Origin of the sequence: Kordiimonas sp. (genome assembly GCF_048260245.1) — a bacterium.
GTDB lineage: Bacteria > Pseudomonadota > Alphaproteobacteria > Sphingomonadales > Kordiimonadaceae > Kordiimonas.
Window position 1 is genome coordinate 115190 of sequence record NZ_JBLXGZ010000006.1, and the last position, 23559, is coordinate 138748.

The window sequence follows — 23559 nt, forward strand, 5'->3', positions numbered from 1 at the left end:
TACGAGGTGACATGGGCCGTGAGCTTTATCGCATCCGTGGCATTGAGGGAGGAATAGATATATGACATACAGACTGGGCGTTGATGTGGGGGGCACATTCACCGACCTTCTTCTTATTGACGAAGATACCGGGCGAACCTGGCGTGACAAAGTGCCAAGCACGCCTGAGGATCCTTCGCTTGCAGTGGTCGCAGGTACGAAGGCAATTACTCAGGCTGCAGGCATCAACCCTTCCGAAATATCTCAGTTTTTACACGGTACCACCGTTGCCACCAATGCAGTGCTTGAAGGCAAGGGCGCAAAAACCGGGTTGGTGGTCACCACCGGCTTTCGTCAAGTTTTGCAGGTGGCGCGTTCGTTGGTGCCGGGTGGCCTCGCAGCTTGGATCACATGGCCTAAACCCGAGCCTCTGGCCGCACTTGAAAACACGGTTGAAGTCTCGGGCCGTATGGACGGGCAGGGGCAGGAAGTGTCACCCGTGGACAAGGCCCAAGTTCGCGAGGCACTTGCCCAGCTACAGTCGAAGGGCATCGAAGCCCTTACCATTTGTCTTATGAACAGCTACATAGACGGCAGCCACGAACGCATTGTCGGTGAGGTGGCGCGAGACATGTTCCCTGATATTCCGGTCTCGCTTTCTCATGAAGTGTTGCCAGAGATGAAAGAGTACGAGCGTGCGCTGACGTCGGTCGCCAACTCTCTCGTGCGGCCGGTGATGGCTATGTATGTCTCCAACCTGCGCAAGGAACTGCGCAAGCTGGGCATGGATGCACCAATCAACCTTCTGCGCTCGGACGGAGGCCTGATGGGCAGTGAGAAGGCGGAACTTGAACCTGTCAACCTGTTGATGTCAGGTCCCGCCGGTGGCGTCACCGGTGCTTTGTGGGTCTCTCACAAGGCGGGTATCGGCAATATTTTAACGCTGGATGTGGGCGGTACCTCTACCGATGTAGCGCTTATTGAAAATGGCGCGCCAAAAGTGCGCCGTGAAACCAGTGTTGGCCACCTGACCGTGCGCGCGTCTTCGCTGGATGTCAAAACCGTAGGCGCAGGTGGTGGTTCTATCGCTCATGTGCCGGAACTGACAGGTGCGCTGCGTGTCGGACCTGAAAGCGCAGGCGCTGTGCCGGGGCCGGCATGTTATGGCAAGGGGGGCGAGGCGCCAACGGTTACCGATGCCCATCTGGTGCTTGGTAACCTGCCGGAAGCCTTGCTTGGCGGGTCTTTTAAGCTCGACAAAGATGCTTCCCAAAAGGCTGTGCAGAAAATTGCCGATGCGATTGGGGTCACCCTGCAAGAAGCGGCACAAGGCATCATCGATATTGCCAATGAAAATATGTATGGCGCGCTCAGGCTGGTGTCGGTCCAGCAAGGCTATGATCCGCGTGAATTTGCGCTGATGGGCTTTGGTGGTGCAGGCTCTCTGCACTCCAATGCCGTGGGCAAGCTTATGGGCAGTTACCCGGTCATCATCCCGGTGAGCCCCGGTGTGTTGTGTGCGACGGGAGATGCCACCACACAGATGCGATATGAACATGCGCGGTCTTACAATAAGGGCGTTAGCAAAACCACAGACGATGAGATCGCCGAATGGCTCCGGGATATGAAGGAAACAGTGCACCGCGAACTGGATGCAGAAGGTGTTGCCCGCGCTGACCAGCAAGTCGTCTTCGAAGCTGGCGTGCGTTATATGGGGCAGGGGTTTGATGTCGATATGACAATTAACCTTGAAGCATTTGAGGCCGGATATGGCATTGAAGCGCTGAAAGCTGCATTCGATGAAGAACACAAACGTCTGTTCACATTCAATCTGAATGTTGAGCATGAAGTCGTGATCTTGCGCGCGATCGGGCTAGGCACCGGGGCAGAAATGCCGGCCGCTGAACTGCCTGAGGGCAACGGCGATCCGACTGATGCCGTGCTTAATGATCATGAAATGTGGGTTGGCGGCCAAAAGCACTCGGCGAAGATTTACGATCGGTTGAAACTGAAGTCGGGCGACAAAATACCTGGCCCTTGCATCATTTGTGAGATGGACAGTACCGCGGTTGTCCTGCCCGACCATGTAGGCACAGTCGACGGCTTTGGAAATATTCTCATCAACCCGGTTTCAGAAACGTAGGAGGGCGTAATGACGGCACAGATTATTGAGCGCAACACGGCGTCCTTCAACAAGGTTGATGTCGATACGATCACGCTGGATATTATCGAAAACGCATTGAGAAATGCGCGGGAGGAAATGGACGCAACGCTGTTCCGGGCTGCCATGAGCCCAGGCATCCGGGAGCAGGGCGACGCCTTTCCACTAATTGCGGACCGTGGCGGCAAGATGATTGTCGGTCAATTTGGCAGCTTCATTGACGGTTTCCTGCGTGGCTATGATGGGACGATTGAAGAAGGCGACATGTTCTGGCTTTCCGATCCCTATAGCTGTGAGGGGGCTGTCAGTCATAATAACGACTGGCTGATACTGAGGCCGATATTCCGAGACGGTCGCTTGTCGGCCTGGGCGTGTATGTTTGGTCACATGACCGATATTGGCGGCAAGGTGCCGGGCTCATTGCCCACCGATGCGCTCAGCATTTTTGAGGAAGGCATCCGCATACCGCCAATCAAGATTTTCAAGAAAGACGAACTTCAGGAGGACATCCTAAAGCTTGTGTTGCATCAGACACGGATGCCTGAGTGGTGCCGCGCTGACCTCCACGCTGTGATTGCCAGTTGCCGCGTGGCGGAAAAACGTGTGAATGAAATATGCGACCGCTTCGGTGACGATGTATTCGCGGGCGCGACGGACGAACTGTTGGAGCGCAATAAGCGCGCCATGGGCCATCTGCTCAATACCACTGTATCCGAGAAAAAAGTCAGCTTTGAAGATTATGTTTGTGACGATGGCCGCGGATACGGGCCCTATAAAATAAAATGTGCCATGTGGCGTGAGGGTGAAACCGTCATCCTGGATTTTGAGGGCACCGACCCGCAGGCGATGGGGTCTATCAACTTCTATCTCAATGAAAATATGCTGAAGATGTTCTTCGGTATCTACATGGTGATGGTTTTTGACCCACAGATCATGTTCAACGACGGATTTTACGACCTTGTGGATGTTCGCATTCCCGAAGGGTCACTGCTGAAGCCCAAGTTTCCGGCTGCACTATCTTGCCGCACCCATGCACTTGGCCGCATTTTTGATGTGCTCGGGGCGCTTCTCGGCCAAGGGCAGCCTGAGTTTTTGAACGCTGCTGGGTTTTCGTCTAGTCCCCATCTGATGTTTTCCGGTAACCGGGAAGATACCGGCGAATGGTTCCAGCTATTCCAGATTGGCTTTGGTGGCATACCCGGACGACCGTGGGGCGATGGACCTGATGGTCACAGCTTGTGGCCAGGTTTTACCAACGTACCCAATGAGTTTCTTGAGCGGTATTTCCCACTGCGTATCACGGAATATACGTCGATCCCCGATAGCGGTGGTCCGGGCTTGAACCGGGGTGGGAACGGTATTCTAATGACTTATGAGTTCCTGAACCGGGGAATTATCAGCATTCATGACGATCGCTGGTTTACCGCACCATGGGGCGTAAATGGCGGAGAGCCTGGCGCGCGATCGACAAAAATACTGCGCCGGGCTGACGGTAGTGAACGGGTGCTCCCCAGCAAATGCGACAATGTCGAAGTCGAGAAAGGTGACCGCCTTGACTATATCACTTGGGGCGGTGGCGGCTGGGGGAACCCTCTTAAACGCGCACCGGAACTGGTAGCCCTTGAGGTGGAGCGCGGCCTGATAAGCCGCGTCGGCGCCGCAGATAATTACGGCGTCAAAGTCAATGACGACTTCACTATCGACGAAGCCAGAACCAAGGCACTTCGTGAAGAAATTAAGCACAAATTTGATGAAAGCCAGATTTTCAATTTTGGCCCTGGCATTGAGGAAACGCGTGCCAATTGCATGGCTGAAACCGGTTTGCCGGCGCCCGTCGCGCCGCGTTGGTGATGACAAACGCCGGATAGGGAAACTGAATGGATTTGCAGCGTAAATCATTAAAGCTTGGTGCCAGGCCGGCGCTTATCCTTGTGGATATGATCAACGGATTCACTGACCCGTCGAGTCCGCTGGGCGTCGAATGCCCGGATGTCGTAACGGCCAATGCTAAATTGTTACAGGTGTTTCGAGATCAGGGCCTTCCGGTTGTCTTTACAACGACGCTCTATCGCGCACCCGGCGAAGCCAGTGTTTTTCGGGCAAGGGTTCCTGCGCTGAATATCCTGCAGCCGGGTAGCCGCTGGGCCGAGGTGGACGCGCGACTGCTGCCGTGTTCTGGCGAACCTGTTGTCGAAAAGAAATGGGCCAGCGCTTTTTTTGGGACTGATCTTTCGGCTCATCTAATTGCTCTCAAGGCTGACAGCCTTGTCGTGACCGGGCTGACGACCTCGGGCTGCGTCCGGGCAACGGCAGTTGACGGCTTGCAATACAATTATCCTGTTTTCATTCCCCGCGAAGCGGTTGGTGACCGAAACCAGGATGCACATCACGCGAACCTGCATGACCTTCATGCCAAATACGCGGATGTGATTGCCCTTCAAGATCTGCTGGCAGCGCTTAGGCGTTCCGCTTGAACAGACGTGGGCAAATGTTTGGAGGAAATGAACACATCTAACAGCCGCAGTACTGGGACTGCGCCTAGCAACACTTTGAAATGGAGTGGAGGGGAACATGAAACGCAATCTACTGACGGGCCTATTGTCAGGGGCCAGCTTATTCGCGCTGCCACATGTGCCGGTTATGGCTCAAGAGGGGGCAATACAATTTGAAGAAATTACCGTCACCGCGCGGCGGCGAAGTGAAAGCCTTACCGATGTGCCGGGAACAGTGACCGCGCTGACATCATCGACGCTTGAAAGCGCCGGCGTGGAGAGAGCCGCAGATTTCATCAAACTTATTCCGGGCGTTACCTTGGTTGATGCTGCCGAGGTCGGCGATACACAGGTGAACATTCGGGGAATTAACGGCGCTCGAGATGCCGAAAACAGTTTTGCTTTCATTCTGGACGGCATTCTCTATACCAACCCGGCCGCTTTTAACCGGGAATACACAAACCTTTCGCAGATCGAGGTTTTCAAGGGACCGCAGGGGGCTATCTATGGCCGCAACGCGGCGGCAGGCGCCATTATCGTCAACACCGAAATGCCGGATGGTGACAGCAGCGGTATGGCGCAGGTCTCCTACGCCGAAGACGACACCTTCACCGCAAAAGCATCCTATACCGGTGCACTTGGTGATAATACCTTCTTTCGCATCAGCGGTGACTGGCGCAAAAGTGACGGATATTACCGCAACCGTTACCTCGGTGGTGCCGCGACGGTTGACCAGTTTGAAGGTGGCAATGTCAACGCAAGGCTGGTGAACAAGTTCGGAGATAACGCCACCCTTGATACCAAAGTGCGTTACGGTGAAGTCGAGGGGGGCGCTATTGGCTTTAACTCGACCTTCAACCTGCCGGTGTTTGCGGAAGCGACCAACACGCCTAACGCTTTTCAGGATGTGAACGATTTTGCGTTTGTGTTTGATGCCAATGTGCCGTCCAACAATAACCAGAAGTCGTTCGAGGCATCTACCAAGCTTGTGTATGATATGGACACGACATCGCTGACGGCGTGGGTGCTTTATAGCGATATCAAAAACGACCTGATTTCGGACGGCACATCAGCTGCGTTCGGCTTCTATGCGCCCGACGCTGCGTGTCAGGAAAGTGCTGCTGCGCTGACGGGATACGGGCTGCTGGCGCCACAATTCATTGGCCAGACACCAAATGGTGTGATCTTTGATCCAAATGGCTCCTTCCTTGGCGCCTATACGCCCACCACATGCGACGGCATTCAGGAGCAACTGAGGAACCAGAAAGATCTCAGCGCCGAGCTTCGCCTTGAATCAGCAGGTGACGGTCCGATCAAGTGGATGGTTGGCACCTATTTCCTGACGATTGACCGTGAAGTTGGTGTATCGCTTAACCGGGATGGTGGTGATGCGCCACTGCGGGGACTGTATCAGGCCTCAGGCCCGAACCGGACAGCCGCACTTGTGCACGATAACTTCGACAGCAATGTGTGGGCAGTGTTTGGGCAGTTCAGTTATGACCTGAATGAGCGTACGGAATTTTCGGCCGCTCTGCGTTACGACAATGAGAAGCGTAAGGTATCCAGCCTTGTGCCGTTTGACGCGCGTCAGGATGTCATCGATCTGAACTTCGATGGTGTGTTTGACGATCCGCTAAACCCGGCGCTGTCGAGCCTCATCAACACCACGGGCGTTATCCCAGATGCCGAGGAAACCTACACTGAGTTGCAGCCGAAGCTGTCGCTTACCTACGACGCCACCGATGACCTGACGCTCTTTGCGTCATGGGGGGTTGGCTTCAAGGCAGGCGGATTCAACAACTCCGGTAGCGCCGCTACTGTGAATATCTTCAACAACAGCTTCATCAACGGTGGGGTTGGTATCAATTTCGCTGACGAGCTTGGTGTCGACCTGCCGGTTGTCAGTGATCAGTATGATGAAGAAACCTCAAGTGCGTTTGAGGCTGGCTTCAAAACCAACTTTTTGGACGGTCGTTTGCGAGTGAATGGTACCGGCTACTACACCAAAGTAAGCGATATGCAGTTCTTTGAGTTCTTCGTTGGTAGTTTTGGTTTGCTGCGTGTGGTTTCCAATATCGACAAGGTGGACATCTACGGTGCCGAACTTGATATCAGCTATTCCGTTAATGAGTATCTATCGGTCTATGCGGCAGGTAACGTTACTGAAAGCGAGATCAAGGAAAATGGTGCACGTCCCGATACAGTGGGCAACAAGTCACCTTACACGGCGAGCTATACCCTGAACGCGGGCTTCGATGTGAATGTGCCGTTCACCGATACATTGTCAGGCTTTGCACGCGTCGATACCCAGTTTGTAGGCCCTACGTGGTTCCACACCGTACAGGAAGGCCAGCGCTCTACTATCTTCCAGCCGTTGTTTGAAACTGGCTTTGGCGCCGGAGCGGGTGCTTTCGGTATTGCAGATTATTCGGTTTCAAGACGTGACGCTTACCAGACTGTTGACCTGCGGCTTGGCATCGAGGGTGAAGGCTGGCGCGTTACGGGCTTTGTCACTAACCTTTTTGACACAGACTATCTCGAAGAGGTGATACCGGCACCGGAGTTTGGTGGTTCATTCGATTATCCAGGTACGCGTCGGCGTATCGGGGTAGAGTTGAATTACAGGTTTTAGGTTTCCCAACTGAAAACAAAACATGTTCAATGGCGGGGTAATCCCGCCATTTTACTTTTTAGCACCGAGGAAGCGCCGCCTTCCAGGCGCGGTTGCACTCTGCCTCTGCTCTGACTGTTGTGAGACGGTCAAATCAAGCCACTATGACGAATTTTTATAACGTTGGCAGTCTAGCGGCAAGGTGCATAAACCTGTCATGAGATACCCCTATGCTAACGCCATTTAAAGTGGTCAAGAGTATAGGGTTCCAGGTGGTCGGTATGAGCGGGGGGTACAGGGGATTTTCCTCATGTCGCGGGTTTGGCAGCGGTTTTCTGGTTTCCGGAAGGCTGTTGCTGAAGTTTTGCTTGATGCTTCTCACGTCTTCGACGTTGGTTTTGGCCACCGATGACATAGCTTCCCAAGGTACAGACATATCTATCGCAGGGGTGAGTACGATAGAGGCTGCACTGCAAGCGGTTTCTGAGGAACTTTCCATCAACATTCTGGCTACCAGCGTTGACATTGCAGGGTTGACGGTGGGGGTTGAACAATTGCCTCGCGCACCAGAGGCAGCGTTAAGAAGTCTTCTTGCAGGGTCCGGTTTACATCTTGTCAACGTAAACGAACGAACTTTCGCTATTGTGAAGGGGGTGGCCTCAAGATCGGTGCAAGAGCAACAAGACGCTCTCTTCTCGCCTTCAACTGCGCTGAAAATGCGGGGCCTAGAAGAGATTATAGTGACGGGGACGAGAAACGGCGTACGCCCGGCCCTTGATGCGATGGCGCCGGTCGACAGCTTCGCAAGTACTACTCTGATGGCCCAGCCCGCAGAGGAACTGATCGATATTCTGGCGACATTGTTGCCCGGTTTCACCGCGCCAAGGCGCCCTCTGTCGGACGGTCAGATTTTTGTGCGACCAGCAAGCCTCAGAGGTCTTTCGCCAGACCATATGCTGGTTTTTGTGAATGGAAAGCGGCGGCACCGCACAGCATTCCTTGGCGGCCGGGGAGAGCAGGCTCCAGAGCTATCCAATATATCCCAGCTCGGTGTCGCGCGGGTTGAGGTACTGCGTGACGGGGCGTCCGCTCAGTATGGCTCAGATGCCATTGCAGGCGTCATCAATGTCATACTTGATGAAAAGGAGGGGTTTCGGGCCTTTGGCCAATATGGCGAATATTATGGCGGGGATGGCGACTTGTACCGCTTCGGTGCGCGCAATGGCTGGCGATTAGGGGGCGAGGGATTTTTTACTGCTACCGCAGAATATTTTGAGCAAGCCATGACGTCGCGCACACGCCAACGTCCGGACGCTACCGAATTTAAGCACAGGCACCCGGATATCGAAGTGCCTGAGCCAGTGCAAAACTGGGGCCAGCCAGAGCGGAAGGGCTTTCTCCTTGGCTTTAATTCTGGCTGGAGTATTTTTTCTGATAGCCAGCTATACTCCTTCGGAAGTTACGGTGAAAGCGATGGGTGGTCAGACCTCAACTGGCGAAACCCTGACACAGTAAGCGCATATGATCATTCTACTGCGTTCCCGGAGTTTGATCTCAGGCATATTTACCCGGCAGGCTTTACACCAAAATTGGGTCAGGACGACACCGATTTTGCCCTGACAGTCGGTGCAAAGGGTAGCATTTGGCAGGGTGCCCTCGAATGGGATATCTCTACAGGTTTCGGCGAAAGCAGAATAAAATATCAGCTAGCGGATAGTATCAATGCCTCTCTGGGCCCGGACAGTCCGACGCGCTTTTATCTTGGCCGACTGGGGCAGAAAGAATTTAATAGCAATATTGATCTTACCTACCGAATGGAAAAGCTTTTAGGCGACCCCGTGAGTGTTGCGCTCGGTGCGGAAAGGCGTGCTGAGACATATAGTATCGGGGCGGGAGATCCCGCCTCCTACAGTGTGGGTCCGGGTGCTGGCGACGGTTTGCCCGCAGGGGCTGATGGCTTCCCCGGCTATAGCGATAGCCAGGCTGGTAGCTTCAACCAGACAAGTTATGCGGCATATATAGATGTTGAGGTGCCACTTGTGTCGCGCTGGAAAATCGGTTTTGCAGCACGCCACGAAAAATATTCCGGCTTTGGCAGCGCGTTGGACGGCAAGTTCTCCTCGCGATTGGAGTTGACCAACCGCTTGGCGCTCAGGGCGACATTGTCAACAGGTTTCAGTGCACCAACGCCCGGCCAGCTTTTTAGTGAGAGAACTTCCAAAAGCCTTGATGTTGAGGATCTTACAACGATCACCTCTGGTCGCTTTTCGCCGGACGGCGCGGTTGCGAGAGTCATTTCCGCGCGTCCCGGTGTCGCGCTCGAGCCTCTTGGGGCAGAGAAGGCGCGCAATATAAACATTGGACTGACATACAGAAACCAGGCTGGTCTTGCCTTCAGTCTTGATTTTTACAGGGTTAGCGTCAAGGACCGGTTTGGCCTGTCGGAATCATACGAGCTTACTGCGCAGGAACAAAGCGTACTGGCCGCTTTGGGTGTGCCTGATGCTAGCGGGATTTCGAACGTTAACTTCTTGCAAAATGATTTTGACACGGTGACTCGCGGTGTCGATCTGTCGGTTGGCTACAGCATGCCATTCGCTGGCGGATTGCTTGGCTTAAACCTCGCTTACAACCTCAATGAAACCAAGGTGACAGGAGGACGACTGTTTTCAGATGCTGTTGAAAGACATATCATTGAAAATGGCGCGCCAGGGAGCAACCTTATTGCGGGCTTTGAGTATCAATCGGGTCGGTTTGAGGCGACATTGCGCGGCCGGATTATAGGCCAGTGGGCAGACCAGTCGCAGGACAATGGCGAAGGTGAGATACAGACCTTTGGTGCGGAGTCATTTTTAGACGCCTCCGTTAAGTATCATGTCTCCGACCACCTTTTACTGCATGTCGGTGCGGTGAATATGCTTAACCAATATCCAGACCAAGCGACGTTTCAACGAAACCGTGGCCTGATTTATTCCCGTAACACGCCATATGACACAGATGGGGGATTTTATTATCTCCGCGCAGAAGTATCATTTTAATTCAGCAATTTAGCATTTCTTCTGACAATGCTTCGCGCGGTTTTTTGTCGGGTTGTGTGAAGCTTTCGTGAAATTAGTCGGTCGGCCCGCAGAAAAAAATCCAGATACGTCAGTGAAGGTGTGAAGCAACTCAAGCAGGTCTGTCTGGCCAGTTTGAAGTTTCCGCAAAACGCCGAAAATATTTTGAGGAACACCCATGTTTTATCACCAATCCATTATTCGTACGTCTGTTCTTGCGGGCGTATCGGCAATGTGTCTTGCCGGCGTTGCCAACGCCCAGGATTCCGACACAGATACCGGTATTGCAGATGCAGACCTTGAAACAATTATCGTGACGGGAACACGCGGGACGAACCGGACGGTATTCAGCTCTCTTGCGCCAATCGATGTGGTCTCAGACAAAGCCATCGATCAGACAGCGTCTGAGGACCTGTTGGACACGCTTGCGCAGACGATACCTTCCTTCAATGTCCAGCGCCTGCCGATGGCGGATGGGCTTGTGTTTGTTCGTCCTGCTACGCTACGCGGCCTCTCGCCAGATCACACCCTCGTTCTTGTCAACGGGAAACGGCGGCACCGGTCGGCACTGTTAGGCAGCAATGGCGCACAGTCACCGGATCTTGCAACCATTCCGTCCTACGCCATCAAGCAAGTTGAAGTGCTGCGTGATGGTGCATCTGCACAATATGGGTCCGACGCAATCGCCGGTGTTATTAATATCATTCTAGACGATGAAGCCGGTATGAAGGCATTTGGCCAGTTCTCGCAATATTATGAAGGGGATGGTGATAACTATCGCGGCGGTGCCCAGGCCGGTTTCGAGTTGGGTGAAAACGGTTTTGTCAATGGTACGTTTGAATACTTTGATGCCGCGCGTACGTCACGTTCCCGGCAACGTCCTGATGCGATTCAGTTCCAGAATGACAACCCAGACATTGAAGTCTCCGATCCCGTACAGAACTGGGGGCAGCCAGAGCGCTCGGGCTTCAGGTTCGCCCTGAATTCCAAGTATGCATTATCGGACATGCTGTCTGGTTATCTCTTTGGTACCTATGGAGAAGGTGAAGGTGTATCAGACTTTAATTGGCGTAATCCAAGCTCCACAAGTGCTTATGCACCCTCTGATGCTTTTCCTGATTTCGATTTGAATGATATTTACCCGGCCGGTTTTTCACCTCAGTTTGGTCAGGAAGACAAAGATATTTCCTTTACCGGCGGCTTTGAAGGCCAATTGATGGACGGCAGTTTGAGTTGGGACCTCAGTGCCGGGTACGGAAAAAACGAAATCGATTATATGATGGATAACTCTATCAACGCGTCGCTTGGGCCCAATAGCCCGACATCTTTCTTCATTGGTACACTCAGTCAGCGCGAAACCAACGTTAACCTGGACTTCAACTACGAACTCAATATTGCCGGTTTCGATGCCCCTGTGAATATCGCTTTTGGCGGGGAACACCGTAAGGAAGTTTATGAAATTGGCGCAGGTGACCTTGCGTCCTACGACATTGGCCCAGGTGCCGTAGATGGTTTGCCTTCAGGTTCCAATGGCTTTCCAGGCTTTAGCGACAGTCAGGCGGGTGAGTTTGACCAGAAGAGTAGCGCAGCATACATCGATGTTGAAGTTCCGTTGACTGATCGTTGGACCGTTGGCCTCGCAGGCCGATATGAGGATTTTTCAGGCTTTGGCGATACGTTGAACGGTAAGCTTTCTACCCGTTTCGAGCTGACCCGCGAGTTTGCGTTGCGTGCGACTGCGTCCACCGGGTTCAAGGCTCCAACAGCGGGTCAACTTTTCAGTGAGCGTACGTCACAAGGGCTGGATACAACCACCTTGAATATCTTCACAACAGGCCGCTTTTCCCCTGTGGGAACGGTTGCCGAACTGGTTTCTGAGCGGACGGATGTCAATATCGAACCCCTGAGTGCGGAAGAGTCAGACAATATCAGCCTTGGGCTTGTTTATCGGAACGATGCCGGTTTCAACCTGAGTGTGGATGTTTATCAAGTGAAGGTACAGGATCGCTTGGGTACTTCCAGCACGCTGACCCTGACTGCTGAGGAACGCACGGCCCTTGGGGCGGCGGGGGTGCCGGGTGGCAGCAGTATTACGCGGGTCAACTTTTTCCAGAACGACTTTGATACCCGGACGCGGGGGTTTGATGTCGTCGCTTCCTATGCCGTCGATATGGGTGATGGCAGGCTCTCGATCACCGGTGCATATAACTATAACGAAACCAAGGTCACGGACGGTAATCTGGAATCAAACGAAACCGCCCGCATCCGATTTGAGGAACTGAAGCCCAAGCACATTGCCACCGCTTCGGCCAACTATGCATTGGGTGCCCTGGACCTCTACGCGGGCGCGAGGTACTACGGTGCTTGGACGGACTATTCCGACAATGCGTCCGGGGAAATCTTCCAGAAATTTGGCGGGGAGTTTTTCTTCGACGCCTCCGCGACCTGGCATTTCACTGACACTGTTTCTATGCGTGCAGGAGCGGAGAATATTTTCAATAACTTTCCGGATGAAGCCACCTATCAAGCTAATCGTGGGCTGATATACTCCCGCAATGCGCCCTACGATACGGACGGCGGGCTCTACTACGTACGCCTGGATATTGCCTTTTAAAGGTGACCGGGGTTCGGTCGACTGACGAACGAGTTACGGAGAGTGCCTGCGGGCTCTCTCCTGTTTATCATATTATCTCGGGACAACTTTTGGGCCGCGCGCCAGACAAGGACATGATTATGGTACAGCTTTCGCGCCGCGAACTTCTACTGGTAACGGCAGGTGCGCCAGCCGCGACGGCCATGGCTTCTGCGGTTAAGGCAGCAGTCCCGGCACAGGCCATGGTCACTGACATGGCAAATGAAGGCTACTGGGCATCGGTGGCTCAGGGGTATGATATGACCGAAGCTATCACCAATGCGGAAAACGGAAACTGGGGTGTGATGGCCCGCTCCGTTCTTGAGGCTTATATTGATCACACTCACCGGGTAAACCGCGAGAATTCATTCTTCTCCCGGCGCGTATATGGTCCGTTGTTTCGTGATATTGTTGCCGACGTGGCGGGTCGGCTCGGGGCTCAGGTCGGGGAGGTTGCCTTTACCCGTGGCGCCACTGAAGCGCTGCAGAATATTATCGGTGGTTTCAACATGCTTGGCCCCGATGATGCCGTAATGTATGCGGACCTCGATTATGGCTCTGTACAGGCGGCAATGGCTTTTCAGGCACGCAGATGTGGCGCTGCAGTGGTGCAACTCAATGTTCCTGAACCCGTAAGCCATGGTGAACTGGTCGATTTTTACCGGGATGCCATGAGCCAGAATCCGAACGTCAAACTTCTGCTGCTCACGCATATCAGCCACAGGACCGGGTTGATGATGCCTGTACGCGCAATTGTGCAGGAAGCGCGGGCGCGTGGCATACGGGTTGTGGTGGATGCCGCGCATTCTTGGGGGCAGGTAGACTTCAAGGTTGATGACCTTGGCGCAGACTACATTGGTTTTAACCTGCACAAATGGATTGGGGCACCCATTGGCGTTGGCGCTATGTATATCCGTGCTGACCGTTTGGCAGATATCGACACCAATATATCGGCTGAACCTGCTCAGGCTGATAGTATCTGGGGCAGGGTTCACACGGGCACAAGTAATTTTGCTGCCTACCTTACCGTGCCGGATGCATTTGCTTTTCATGATCGCATCGGTGGCGGTGCCAAGGAGAGACGGCTGCGTCATTTACGGCAAACCTGGGTAGGGGCGGTGCAAGCCAGCGATGTATCAGATCATGTGGATATTCTGACACCAGAGGACAAGCGCTTACATGGGGGTATCACGTCTTTCCGCATCAAGGGTGTGACAGGTGCTGACGACAATAAAGCCATCGTGGAAGACATGCTGACTCAGCACGGTATTTTCACCGTGCACCGCACCGGTGTGGCCAAAGGCGGATGCGTTCGCATTACTCCGGCTTTGTATAACAGCCAACGAGATATGCAAGACGTTGCGGCTGCCGTCATTGCCGCTGCACGTAAGGCTGTCACCCCGCAGTCATAAAGTCTGGATACACCTTCCTGCAATGAATGATCACCGAAATATAGGGTCCTTGTTCCGGGGACATGCAGGCATGCTCCGGGCATATGCTCAGGCAAAGGGCGCCTCCAGGGAGGAGGCAGAAGAAGTTGTGCAGGAGGCTTTTGTTCGCCTGCAAAACTATGGGCCGCAAAAAAAAATCCAGAACGATATCGCATTTTTGCGCACCATAATCGTCAATCTTATCAGAGACGGCTTTCGCAAGAAGCGCAATATTGTCTCTGAGCTTGAATATGATGATGTGATCTTTGAGGCTGTGCAGCCAACGCCGGATCAGGAAGCAACCCTTGACGCCAAGCAATCTCTGCGGCGTGTTCTTAAGGATATCGGGGGATTGCCGCCGATCACCCGGGAGGTTTTTGTCCGCTACCGGCTCGAGCGCGAGACTTATGACGAAATCGTTGCCAGCACCGGCTTGACACTAGCTGTGGTGCGGCGGCACCTCCGGGACGGGATCATCTTGCTGAACGAGGCCAGAAGAAAGCGTGATACCCTTGACCGATAAAATACATATAAGCGCTGATACCTTTGAGGCTGCAGCCGATTGGCTGTTGATGATTGATGAAGATCCGAATGTCCGTGTGAGCGAGGCTTTTGAACGTTGGCTATATGCTTCCCCTTCGCATTTACAGGCTTTCGTGGAAGTGTCGCGAAGCTGGGATGCGGTGGCACCCGAGCGACTTGGCTATATTGCGCATGTTTTGGTCGCTGTAAGGAAGGTGGCCAGCCTACGGCAGCGCGCCCTCTTTCCTTCGCGCCATCAGGTTGGTTTCGCTTTAGCGGGCGTTGCGGCCCTTGTCTGCGCGGCGATTATTTATATGACGCAGGCTTTTCCCACTGGTGCAAAATCCTTCTATCATGCAGAGGTAGGTGAGATTCGCTCCATTGAACTGGCGGATTATAGTGTGCTGTACCTTGACACGGACACTAGTGCAGCAGTTGAGCATTCCAGCGACAGTCGTATAGTGACCCTGGAATATGGCAGGGTTTTTGTAGACGTAAATGGCGCAGACCCAAGGGTTTTCAAGGTGATGACCGGTCCGTTGGCCTTTACCGCGACAGGTACCGCCTATTCTGTGCTGACGCAGCCGGGCGGCTATTGCCTGGAAGTATATGAAGGTACGGTTGAAATTCGCCGAGACCAGCGGCTTCTTGGCACATTCCATGCCGGAGAGGGTGCGCAGGTTTTGGGCTATGCCGTGAACCGATTTGATGTTTCAACCTCGCGGACGGAGCAACCAGACTGGACACGGAATCGGGTGGTCTTTGAGGGAACACCGCTGGCGGAAGCGGTAGCGAAATTCAACCGCTACAGTCATAAAAAAATCGTGCTTTCTGCTTTTGTGAAGCATGACATGCCGGTAACTGGTACGTTTGCACTCAATGATGTTGATGCATTTCTCGGTTCTGTCGAAGTTATTTTGGGCGCCAATATTCGTGAAACCGATAACAAGGTTTTAATTGAATAAAGTGAGTGAGGCCGGGGCCCTGGTCCTCGGCCTTTAAACTCTTTTGCGCGCAGATTGCGGGTGTTCTGGAAACGCAGGGCAGAAACCTCACAGATTTAGAAGCGATACTCAAGTGAAACCGTGACAGTACGCGGTGGTGCGTAAAATCCAATGATGGAATCGCCATATGCGAGACCGGGGAAATAATATCCGCCGGTCCGGTATTTTTCATTGCCTAAATTGCGGCCATGAACACCGATGCGCCAGTCGGCCCGAGCCGATGTCCATACCACGCTTATATCATAAAGCTGATAGGCTTTTTGGTCGATCTCGGACACTGGTGTTTCAAACATGGAAGACATGCTGCGAAAAGATACGCCACCACGTATATTAAGATCGCCTTTTGTACCCAAATCATAACGGTAGTTCAGAGACAGATTTCCGTTCCACTTTGGCGTGTTCTGGAATTGACGGCTGTCGGCCACGTCAGTGAGGATATATGCCGTGGGAACTGCCGGATCAGCTCTGTATGCGAGATACTCATCGAATCCTGCATCGATGTAGCCCACGCCGAAATCGGCGCTCAGCGCCTCTGTGAAGCGTGCAGTTCCTTCAATTTCAGCGCCTTTGATCTTGGAACTTCCAACATTGTCGATAAAACTGACAAGACCCGAACCCGTGGCATTTAACTGCTGGCTTGTAACCTGTTGCCCGTTGTATGCAGCATGGAACAGAGCCGAGGCCATGGTGAGACGGCCATCAAAAAATGTGCCTTTGAGACCAAGTTCGTATGAATCAACCGTTTCTGGATCGTAACCATTTATAGTTTCGGGCGTGGCTACGGCATCGCCGCGCATGTCAAACCCGCCTGACTTGAAACCACGACTGTAAGCTGCGTAAATGTTCATGCTAGGGGAAAGCGCATAAGATACGCTGGCACGCGGCGTCAGTTCCTCGAACGCTACTGAGTTAGTATAGTCCGTCAGGAGTTGAATTTGGACTCCGTTTTCGCCAGATAGCGGGCTTCCGAGTCCTAAATAGTTCGCTTTGAACACGACGCCGGTCTTTTCATCACGCGTCCAGCGTAGACCGAGTGAGACGCTAAGTCTCTCAGTTAGGTCTATGTCAACGTCTGCAAAGGCTGCGTATGATTTTGTGTCTACGGTGCCGCTGGTCCCCTGGGTTAGGTTTGGGGTGGGTGTGCCAGGGATGGCGGATGCGCCCAGACCGATTATGGTGTCGTACCCACCACTCGCGGAAGCATCAAGATAATAAACACCCGCGAGACCGCGCATACCGCTGAAACTGAACGACGCCTGAAATTCCTGCGAGAATTGATCGTCATCATACACCGTTTCAGGCGCAGCGATATCAAGCACCGGTGCCGGCGTGCCGTCAAAATCGATGCCTTCGGTGATCGTAACTCCGTCGCGATATGCACTGATGGATTTTAAAGTCAGGCTCTCACTGACTGACCATTCTGCAAGAAAGGAAACACCTTCAGTGATGACCTTGTTATAGTCACCCAGCCCAGCCCAGGTGTCATAGACGTTTTCTGTGACCGGGAATGCGCTTAAGGGAACATCAATACCGTATGGATCGGTGATGGGAGGTAATGCATAAGCTTCGGGTACAGGCAATTCACGGTGGCCGTGATTGGCATTCGATGTGTCTTCTGTTCGGTCGGCGGAGGCGCGGAAAAACAGGTCTGGCGTAGGACTGAACTCGACACTCAGGCGCCCCGCCCACGCATCTTTGTCATTGGTTTCGGCCCCGGAGAAATGATTCTCGCCGTAACCATCGCGTTTATAGAGGCCGACTGCACCACCCACGTGAAGCGTTTCCGTGACCGGGGTAGAACCCGCAAAAATAAAGTCACGCTGCCCGTAGGTGCCGACGTTGGCGCGCGCGCGAAAGGTTGGCTCGGCCTTGATCTTGGCGGTTACGTATTTAACGGCGCCACCAATAGTGTTTCTGCCGTATAATGTGCCTTGTGGGCCGCGGAGAACTTCGATCCGCTCCACATCAAGGATATCAAGAATCGCACCTTGGGGTCGGGCAATGTAGACGTCGTCGACATAGAGCCCCACGCCTGGCTCAAAGCCCCAAAGGGGATCTTGCTGCCCGATGCCGCGAACAAAGGTTGTCAGCGTTGAATTTGTGCCGCGAGAGACCTGAAGTGTCAGGTTTGGTGTTGTTCGCTGAAGGGCTGTGATATCGGTGGCACCGCTTAGGTCCAATTGTTCGCCGCTCCGGGTTGACATGGCAATCGGCACGTTAAGCATACTTTCACCGCGTCGTCTGGCGGTGACCACGACGGTTTCTATCGTGGCATCAGCCTCCGCTGCTTGTGTTGTATCCTGTGCATTGGCTGACTGGGTGGCGACAATAAGCGATAGCGAGGACGAGAACACCGCAAGCATGGGGGACCATGCATCATATTTTTTGATCGTCATCGGCTATCCTTTTCCTGAGTGAGGTATTGTCTGCTCTCAGATGAATGACTTTGCCGGTGCCGTCAATTGTCGTGTGTTATTATTTTCACGCTCTTCGCGATCGGCCCTTTGGTCATTGCTGCCTAATGGTGTAAGCTTACATGGTAAGTTTTTGGTTTTATTGTTTTAAGATCAATGGTTATCATCTTTTTGGACCCGTTGTTAAAGACTGCCCGGTGATATAGGGGCTGCCTTTAGGGGCTGTTAATTGACAGATATGCCCGGTATTCCTACAGTCCGGCCGCATAGAGCGACGGGGCGGTAACGGTATGTATATATTGCATGGCTGAAAACATTGGCAATTATGATTTGGCTGGTAAATCAGCAGTCCCCAATGCTGGCTGGTTGCTGCGTTCAAAGCTTGAAGCACCACGCATACTTATCAACGTAGTTGACCGAACGGCGCTGCAGGGAGCAGAGAACAACGTGGTTCTTTTCCCCCTTACATCGATTGTTGCGCCTGCGGGCTTCGGGAAATCCACGTTGCTTGCTCAGTGGCGGTGTAATTTCCTCAAGGCGGGGCATACCGTCGCGTGGCTTAGCCTTGATGAAGCAGACGGGGAACCAAGCCAGCTTCTGAGCTACTTGATTGCGACGCTGTCAAAAGCAGGTGTTGAAGTGGGCCAGATGGAACTCCTGGCAGAACAGGGGCTGTCTGAGACTTCCATTCAGGCAACAGCAGAAAGTCTGCTTGAGGTCATCTCTGGGCATCCTGCGGAAGTTGTCCTTATGTTAGACGATATGCACCGGGTGGAGGCCGGGCGAGCGCTAAATCTCATTCGTATGATGGTGCACAACGCGCCAGAGAACCTGCACATTATCATCAACGCAAGGCAAGGGGTTGCGCTGTCTTTGGCCGAGTTTATCGCAGCAGGCAAAGCGCAGGAGGTTGAAGCAGAGCAACTTCGCTTTGATCTCGAAGAAACCAGTCAGGCCGTTGGTGACAGTTCCGATGCGGCTTCGTTGAAGGCATTGCATGACAGGACGGAAGGGTGGCCTGTGGCTGTGCAACTGGCGAAGCTTGCGCTGGCCAAACGTCCACATAGCGATAATTTTTCCACATTGATTTCAGGTCAAACAGGCCACCTGTCAAATTATCTTGCCGAACAGATCATCAGTGGACTGGAGCCGGCACAGATCAACTTGTTGATGAAAACGGCATTGTTGGAAAGGTTTAACGCAGCGCTTGCGAATGCGATTTGCGGCATAACTAACGGCGCGCAGTTGATTGACAGCCTTAACGGCTTGAGTGCTTTGCTCGTTCCGATTGACGCTGACGGTGTTTGGTTCCGCTATCATCACCTCTTTGCAGATTTTCTGAAAAACCTGCTTAATTACACGCAGCCTGATGAAACAAAACGCATTCATATCGCTGCGGCTAACTGGTTCGAGCAGGAGGGACTTATAGCCGAAGCAGTAAGACACGCGCGTCTTGCTGGCGATGTTGACCGAAGCGCGGCCATTATCGAAAATGCAGGCGGGTGGGCCCTTGTATTATATGGTGGCATTGGTTTTTTAAGAAACCTGCTGAAAAATCTTACTTATACAGAATTAGCGAAGTATCCACGCCTGTTGTTGGCGCAGTCTTATCTTGATATCAAAGACGGTCATTTGGCAAATGCGAGGCGTTGTTATGAAGATGCGCTGGCTCTTGCGGACAAGGACTTTGGTCACATTGCCGAATTTTCCACGCCGCTGAACCGAGATATCCTAAACCTGAGCATGCTGTTGCAGGTTTATGAAGATCGGCTGGACGGCGCGGATCAGGCGGGTCGCATGCAGCACTACCGCAACGTCTTGCCTGAAGGCGATGCTCTTGCTGGCGGGCTTATCGCCTGCACCCAGACCTTGACCGAAATTGCGCATGGCCGGTTGGCAGAGGCGTTGATCACAGTCCGCCATGGCTTAAGAGATATGCGGCGGGCGGATTCCACTCTCGGGGTGAACTATTGTTATCTGCATTGGGGGTTGGCGGATTTCTATCTCGGCAATTTTCAGCATGCCGAGGCTAGTCTTTGGGAAGCGCGTGAACTTGCGGCAGACAATTTTGGTGCGGATAGTGGCCTTCATGCCATGGTGGACGTGCTGTTGGGGGGGCTTGAATATTGGCGAGGTACGGTCGAAGAACATAGCGGACTTTCCAAGGTCTTTCTAGCGGCGGCTAAGCATGTTGAGCAGTTCGATGGCTGGTTCGAAATTTATGCCATGTCTTTAGACGTGACGCTGACTGCCGCTCTTGATCAGGGCCAGCTAGAGCTTGCCCGTGACAGTGTAGAAAGAATTGAAGCGGTTTACGAAAGCCGGAACATCAAGCGCTTGAAATATCTAACTCTGGCGGGTCGTCTACGTATTGCCCTTGCAGAGAATAGCCATGACATAGCCGAACGCCTAGCCAGTCAACTTCGGGAGTTGATGCCCTTGGGATGCTGGCGTTCAGATCCTTATCTGTGGCGTCCATATCAAAGTGCAGGCCTCGCACTCGCAGAAGTATACAGCACAGGAAAGCGGCGCGATGCGATAGCCGTTATCGATGACCTGTTGGCTTGCGCTACCACTTTCGGCGCACACTTTTTTTGTGGTCTTCTTTACCTGAGGAAGGCGCGCCTGCTTGATTTGGCGGGAGACAGGAAAGTAGCCCTTGCACAGATCCAGTATGCGCTGGATAGCGCGGTTAACGAAGGTATGCGCCGGCCTTTTCTGATTGTGCCGGACTTGTTGCCCCTACTGCGTGCTGCGATTAAATACGGTCGGGAGGAGGCCTGGAGTTCGCGGGCTCTGGCGTTGCTGTCCAGCTGTGTCGCTGCCTATCAGGAGGCGCGTTTTTCGCGCAAAGCGGCCGATCAGATTGGTTTGAGCAAGCGTGAACTGGATGTGCTTGAACAGTTGGCTGTGGGCGGTGCAAACAAAGAAATAGCACGCGCGCTGGATATGACTGAAAATACTGTGAAGTTTCATTTGAAAAATCTGTTCAAGAAACTGGGCGCTGAGAGCCGGGGGCAGGCGATTGATCTGGCCCGGTCACGTAATATTATTACGTGAGCCTACCCGTGCAGGTTTTGTGGCCTACCCGTAATAGCGCAGCACCTACACACCGACCCTGTAGAATGATGCTCATGAGACAAGGAAGCTAATGGCGGAAGTGGGACCAGTGTGGTGAACCGTTACAGTGACGCCGACACCGGTCCCCATAATACGTCAAAAAAATACAGGGAGAGGCTGATGCGCCCGATTAGATTTAACAGGTTGGCTGGCACCACGGCTTTATCGACTGTCCTGCTGACAGCCGGTGCTATGGCACAGGACGCTGGTACATCCAGCAGCGATATAGCGCTGGAAGAAATTGTCGTGACCGCACGGATGCGTGCGGAAAGCCTGCAGGATGTGCCGCTTTCGGAGACAGCATTCTCTGCGCAGCAGATCAAGGATGCGCGGGTTGATCAGGTTAGCAACTTTATCAATCTCACGCCCAATGTTGTACTGTCGGAAGCGCAAAGCGCGGGCACATCGTTCATGACAATTCGCGGCGTGAGCCAGGTTCGTAACGGTGAATCGCCGGTTGCGACCGTGGTTGACGGCGTGCTGCAAATCAATTCACGCCAGTTCACGCAGGAACTGTTTGATATTGAACAGATCGAGGTTCTGCGCGGCCCGCAAGGTGCGCTTTATGGCCGCAACGCCATTGGCGGTGCGATTCTCATTTCTACACGCAAGCCGACAAACGAGTTTGAAGGTTATGCCCGCGCCGGTATCGGTAAAGGGGGTGAATACGTGGTGGAAAGTTCCTTCAGTGGGCCTATCGTGGAAGACAAGGTGCTGTTCCGCCTGTCAGGCCGCTACCGTGACCGCGAGGGCTATCTTGATAACCCGTATCTTGGCGTGAAAGCTGACCCTTACGAAGACCTGTCGTTGCGCGGCATGGTACAGCTTTTCCTGAGCGAAAGGCTGACCGCAGATGTGCGGGCCAGCATCAGCCGCACTGACGGTGGCGCGCTGAACTATCAGTATCAGTCGGCCACCTTCCAGGGCGACACCTGCTTTATCGACAACCCGTTTGGCGACTTTGGCGCCGTCAGTGCAGACAATGTCAGCCGCCGGATCTGCTCCACCAACCTGGGTGAAGCGGAACGCAATATCGACGAACTGTCAGTCAAGCTCGACTATGAAGCAGATGCCTTCACCTTGACGAACATCTTCTCGTGGAATCGGGTGGAGGAATATTCCGCCGGTGACCAGTTCCCTTACACTGCCAGCATTGACGTGCTGGGCTCGATCGACGGTACACAAACCCAGTATGCCGACGTGGAAGCCTGGAGCAATGAACTGCGCATCGCATCCAGCACCGACAGCCGCCTGCAATGGATGGCCGGGGTGTATTACCTTGAGACCGACCGTTTCCTGTCCAGCACGGTAGGGGACGACAACGGGCAGGGCATCACCCATGTCGAGCGCGAACCTTTTTATAATGATGCCGCGAACCCGACCGTCTCTTTCCTCGCGGACGATAATAACAACACCGCCTGGGCGCTGTTTGGTAACGTCGCCTATGACGTAACTGACGCGTTTGAGCTGTCGTTTGCTGCGCGCTATGACGAAGACCACCGCAAGCAATATGTGCTGCCGATCAGCAATGGTGCGCTGCCAGCCGGTTGTTCGGTAGCAACGCCTGAGAACTGCAACAAGGAAGAAACCTTCAGCAAGTTCCAGCCCAAGGTAACCGCGCGCTATGACCTGAGCGAAGATGCCAGCCTTTATGGTTCGTGGGGCATTGGTTTCCGCTCCGGCCAGTTTAACCAGAGCGGTACGGCGGAAGCTGCGCTTGCTGGTGGTGTCGCCGGTGTGAAAGATGTGGTTGATCAGGAAGAAGTTGAAACCTGGGAACTGGGCTTCAAGAGCGAACTGTTCGACAAGCGCCTGCGTTTCAATACCTCGGCTTTTTATACCACCGATAAAAACCCGTTCTACTTCGTCTTTATTGGTGAGGTAGGCGCCCAGGTGCTCGTGAACATCGATGAGGTTGAGCTTTACGGTATAGAGGTTGAAGCCACGGCAAACCTGTTTGAAGGCTTTGATGCATACACCGGCTTTGGCTACACCAAAAGCGAGATCAAGGACTATGCCACCAACCCGGGTGCGGTGGGCAACTGGGCGCCATATGTGCCCAGAACCACCTTTAACCTTGGCGCGCAGTACCGGACCAGTATCACCGAAAACCTCGGCGTATTTGCCCGCGTGGACTA

The 23559-nt window shown here is 53.5% G+C and carries 12 protein-coding genes; 11 read left to right on the forward strand and 1 reads right to left on the reverse strand.

The genetic code is table 11. The annotated features are described in order from the left end of the window. Positions 1-61 precede the first annotated feature (61 nt). From ACN0VM_RS05360 to ACN0VM_RS05400, 9 genes are all read left to right on the forward strand, one after another. Positions 62-2122: a hydantoinase/oxoprolinase family protein gene (locus ACN0VM_RS05360; protein WP_417449819.1), complete on the forward strand. Its 2061-nt coding sequence runs from the start codon at positions 62-64 to the stop codon at positions 2120-2122. Positions 2123-2131: 9 nt separating this feature from the next. Then, a complete protein-coding gene (locus ACN0VM_RS05365; protein ID WP_417449820.1) occupies positions 2132-3991 on the forward strand; it encodes a hydantoinase B/oxoprolinase family protein in 1860 nt (619 codons plus the stop codon). 26 nt (positions 3992-4017) lie between these two features. Beyond that, positions 4018-4614, forward strand: a complete 597-nt coding sequence (locus ACN0VM_RS05370; protein WP_417449821.1) for an isochorismatase family protein — start codon at positions 4018-4020, stop codon at positions 4612-4614. Positions 4615-4711: 97 nt separating this feature from the next. Further along, the gene (locus tag ACN0VM_RS05375) at positions 4712-7264 is read left to right on the forward strand and encodes a TonB-dependent receptor (protein ID WP_417449822.1); all 2553 of its coding nucleotides are present in this window, start codon (positions 4712-4714) and stop codon (positions 7262-7264) included. 350 nt (positions 7265-7614) lie between these two features. Continuing rightward, positions 7615-10281: a TonB-dependent receptor plug domain-containing protein gene (locus ACN0VM_RS05380; protein ID WP_417449823.1), complete on the forward strand. Its 2667-nt coding sequence runs from the start codon at positions 7615-7617 to the stop codon at positions 10279-10281. Positions 10282-10477: 196 nt separating this feature from the next. Beyond that, entirely contained in the window at positions 10478-12913 is a 2436-nt protein-coding gene (locus ACN0VM_RS05385; RefSeq protein ID WP_417449824.1) for a TonB-dependent receptor plug domain-containing protein, read from the forward strand. Between the two features lie 119 nt (positions 12914-13032). Continuing rightward, the gene (locus ACN0VM_RS05390) at positions 13033-14343 is read left to right on the forward strand and encodes an aminotransferase class V-fold PLP-dependent enzyme (RefSeq protein ID WP_417449825.1); all 1311 of its coding nucleotides are present in this window, start codon (positions 13033-13035) and stop codon (positions 14341-14343) included. A gap of 22 nt (positions 14344-14365) precedes the next feature. Further along, complete coding sequence (locus tag ACN0VM_RS05395; protein WP_417449826.1) at positions 14366-14884, forward strand: RNA polymerase sigma factor; 519 nt, start codon at positions 14366-14368, stop codon at positions 14882-14884. Beyond that, entirely contained in the window at positions 14874-15848 is a 975-nt protein-coding gene (locus ACN0VM_RS05400) for a FecR family protein (protein WP_417449827.1), read from the forward strand. The genes ACN0VM_RS05395 and ACN0VM_RS05400 overlap by 11 nt, the downstream gene beginning before the upstream one ends. 95 nt (positions 15849-15943) lie before the next feature. Here the strand turns inward: ACN0VM_RS05400 and ACN0VM_RS05405 are convergent, their stop codons facing one another. Then, positions 15944-18283 carry a TonB-dependent receptor gene (locus ACN0VM_RS05405; protein WP_417449828.1) on the reverse strand — a complete coding sequence of 780 codons (2340 nt, stop codon included), beginning with the start codon at positions 18281-18283 and terminating at the stop codon, positions 15944-15946. 321 nt (positions 18284-18604) lie between these two features. Here ACN0VM_RS05405 and ACN0VM_RS05410 point away from each other — a divergent pair, with 321 nt between their 5' ends. Together ACN0VM_RS05410 and ACN0VM_RS05415 are read left to right on the forward strand one after the other, a co-directional pair. Continuing rightward, on the forward strand, positions 18605-21361 hold the full coding sequence (locus ACN0VM_RS05410; protein WP_417449829.1) for a LuxR C-terminal-related transcriptional regulator: 2757 nt from the start codon (positions 18605-18607) through the stop codon (positions 21359-21361). Positions 21362-21541: 180 nt separating this feature from the next. Continuing rightward, positions 21542-23559, forward strand: a 2018-nt coding sequence (locus tag ACN0VM_RS05415) for a TonB-dependent receptor (protein WP_417449830.1), incomplete at its 3' end; no start/stop codon positions are given.